This window comes from Caballeronia sp. (assembly GCF_028292365.1).
Classification (GTDB): domain Bacteria; phylum Pseudomonadota; class Gammaproteobacteria; order Burkholderiales; family Burkholderiaceae; genus Caballeronia.
Map to the genome: position 1 here is coordinate 1 of NZ_JAQGMM010000343.1, position 3,095 is coordinate 3,095.

Here is a 3,095-nt window from a genome sequence, read left to right on the forward strand (position 1 = left end):
AATACGTGGAACTGGCCGAGTTGTGCGACACCGTGCTCGCGTTCGACCCGGACGGTCGGCCGACATCGGTTTTGAAAGACAGACAGATCAACGAGGCGGAACTCGCGCATGCGACCGGCATGGCTGCCTGAAGGCAACTGCTGCGGACAAACATCTTACGAAAAAAAACGACGCATAAGACGTCGACTCAATTTATCAATTGGAGACGAACATGAAGACGATTACCCATCCCGTTGCGGATGCATCACAGAAGCGTAGCCGCAGTCGCCTCCTTAGCCTTTATCGAACCGAGATCGCGATTGCGATCGCCATCATCGTGATGGAGCTGGCTGTCGGCTTCATCGTGCCCGCTGCGCTATCAGTGGGCAATGTCTCAAACGTTGCGCAGGCATCCGCACCGCTTGTCATCATGGCGTTTGGCGTACTGCTCGTCGTGATCACCGGCGGCATTGATCTTTCCGTAGGCTCCGTCTTTTCCCTGACGGGAATGGTCACGGGACTGGCCATGGCACACGGCCTTAGTGCTGTTGCGAGCAGCGCCGCGGGTTTGTCGATCGGTCTGTTAATCGGAGCGATCAACGGCGCACTGGTGACTTACATCGGCCTGGCGCCATTCGTGGTGACGTTGAGCACCTATGCGATTGCGGGAAGCCTTTCGTTCATCGTCACCGATGGTCACTCCCTGCCGATTTCCGATCCCAACTTTTGGCTACTGGACGCAGGAACGCTCATTCCGGGCGTGCCGAACTATGTGCTGTGGTGCGCCGTGTTGCTGGTCGTTATCGAACTTTGCCTGCGCAAGCTCGTTGCCGGCCGCTGGCTCTATGCAATCGGCAGCAGCAGCTCTTCGGCGCGTGTCATCGGGATTCCAGTCAACCGCGTACGCATGGCGGCGTATGTCCTGTCAGGTCTGCTCGCATCGTTTTCCGGAGTGGTCAGCGTCTCCTACATCGGGAACGCCGAAGCGACAGCGGGATCGAGCCTCATGCTCCAGGCGATCGCCGCGGTCGTTATCGGCGGTGCCAGTCTCTTTGGCGGCACGGGGTCGGCAATCGGCGCGCTCCTGGGCGCACTGATGATCACCATTATCCAGAACGGCGCGAACCTCATTGGCGTCAATAGCTTCTGGCAAGGCACCGTCACAGGTGTCGTCATTCTCATCGCGGTGCTGATCGACCGTGTGACCAAAGCCCGGCGATAGAGCCGGACACAACGCAAACGGAGACATTTCATGTTTAACAACATTGCTCAATCGATGCGCCATCCTGTGCGCGCCATTGCTTTCGCTTCGATCGCGTTCGGCTTGTCATTGGCGGCCAACTTAGCTAGCGCGGAGGATGCCAAGACCGTCGCTTACATCGCACCATCGCTCGACATCTCCTACTGGCAGTGGGTCGGCTATGGCGTGAAGGAAAGAGCCAAGGAACTTGGGATGAACTACATCGAATTGACGTCTGAGAACTCCCCGGCCAAGCAGATGGACAACGTGCGCACCGCGCTCACACGGGGTGTCAGTGCCGTCGTGATGGGACCCGTCAGTTCGACGAGCACGCCGCAGATTCTGCGATTCCTTAAGGAAAAGAAGATTCCCATTGCCTTCGCCGGAATCGGCCCGCAACCGGGCGAGACGGATTACACGTCTGCCGTTACCGCGAACAACTTCGAAACCGGCAAGACGCAAGGCTCATACGTATGCAAGCTGGCGAAGGAGCGAGGCAGCAACAAGATCGGCATGCTGTCCTTGCCGCAGGACCGCGAGAATGCGCAGAAGTATCTGGCCGGCGCGAAGGAATCGTTCAAGGCCGATGGCTGCGATTTGACGCAGATGCTCGAGACGCATGGGCTCACGGTATCTGAAGCGGTCGCACAGGCGAACGACATCCTGACCGCGCATCCCGACATCAAGGCGCTGTATGGCATGTACGACGAAGCTGGCACGGGCGCGGCCAAAGCGCTGCAGACGCGCGGTATGACAGGCAAGGTCGCGGTTGTGACTGCGGACGGCAGCCCGACCACGATCAAGCTGCTGCGCGATGGGGCGATTCAGGGATTGTTCCTGCAGGAAGCGGTAGGTCAGGGCATCGACGCAACGACCCAGGTGTCAAACGCTCTGACCGGCAAGCCCACTACTCAACAACTCGCGTTGAAAGAACCGCTCGTGACCAAGGAGACGATCGATCAGCCCGACACGCAGAAGGTGGTAGCGCGGGTTTATCCGCCGTCAGCCGGCAAGTACTGAAGCACTCTCATCCAGGCGGACGACTGTTGGACGCACTCGTGGCGCCGACCGTCTTTGCTCACGAACATGACGAACCGATCAGGAGACAAAATGGACAACCTGCCGATCATCGACCCCCATCATCACCTGTACGATCTGAAAACTGGACGCTATCCTTGGCTGCAGGACGAAATGCTCGAGCGAGTGTTCGGCGACTACTCAGCGATCCGTCGCGACTATCTGATCGACGATTTCCGCGAAGATATCAAGAATCAGAACGTTGTTAAGACGGTCCATCTGCAGGTGGAGTATGACCATAACAATCCGGTAGCGGAGACCCGCTGGCTGCAGAGCGTGGCGGACCAGCATGGCTATCCGCACGGCATTGTGGCCTTTGCCGACCTCGCTTCGCCGAGCGTCCAGCAGACGATTGAAGAGCACTGCGCTTTTCCTAACGTTCGTGGAATCCGTCAGTGCCTCAACTACCATCATGATCCGGTGAAGACGTTCATTGAACATCCGCACCTGATGAGCGATCCGCAGTGGCAACGCGGCTATGCCCTGCTCAAACGCTACGATCTGTCCTTCGACTTGCAGCTTTACTATACGCAGATGGCGGAGGCACTTACGCTTGCGAAGACGTTTCCGGACACGCCGATGGTGCTCAACCATACTGGCATGCCGGTCGATCGGGGCACGGAGGAGATCGCCGCTTGGCGCGCAAGCATGAAATTGCTCGCGTCTGCGCCGAACGTGTTTTGCAAGATATCGGGGCTCGGCATGGGCGACTGGAAGTGGACCACCGACAGCATTCGCCCGTTTGTTGTCGATGCGATCGAGGCGTTCGGCACGGAGCGTTGCATGTTCGCGAGTAACT

Annotated in this window: 3 protein-coding genes; all 3 read left to right on the top strand. The window is 58.3% G+C overall.

Annotated elements, in window-relative coordinates:
• The first annotated feature begins 211 nt into the window (after positions 1-211).
• Complete coding sequence (locus JWR14_RS20675) at positions 212-1,201, top strand: ABC transporter permease (protein WP_299710683.1); 990 nt, start codon at positions 212-214, stop codon at positions 1,199-1,201.
• 30 nt (positions 1,202-1,231) lie between these two features.
• On the top strand, positions 1,232-2,239 hold the full coding sequence (locus JWR14_RS20680) for a substrate-binding domain-containing protein (RefSeq protein ID WP_299710686.1): 1,008 nt from the start codon (positions 1,232-1,234) through the stop codon (positions 2,237-2,239).
• A gap of 90 nt (positions 2,240-2,329) precedes the next feature.
• The coding region (locus JWR14_RS20685) for an amidohydrolase family protein (RefSeq protein WP_299710689.1) at positions 2,330-3,095 on the top strand (766 nt) is incomplete at its 3' end.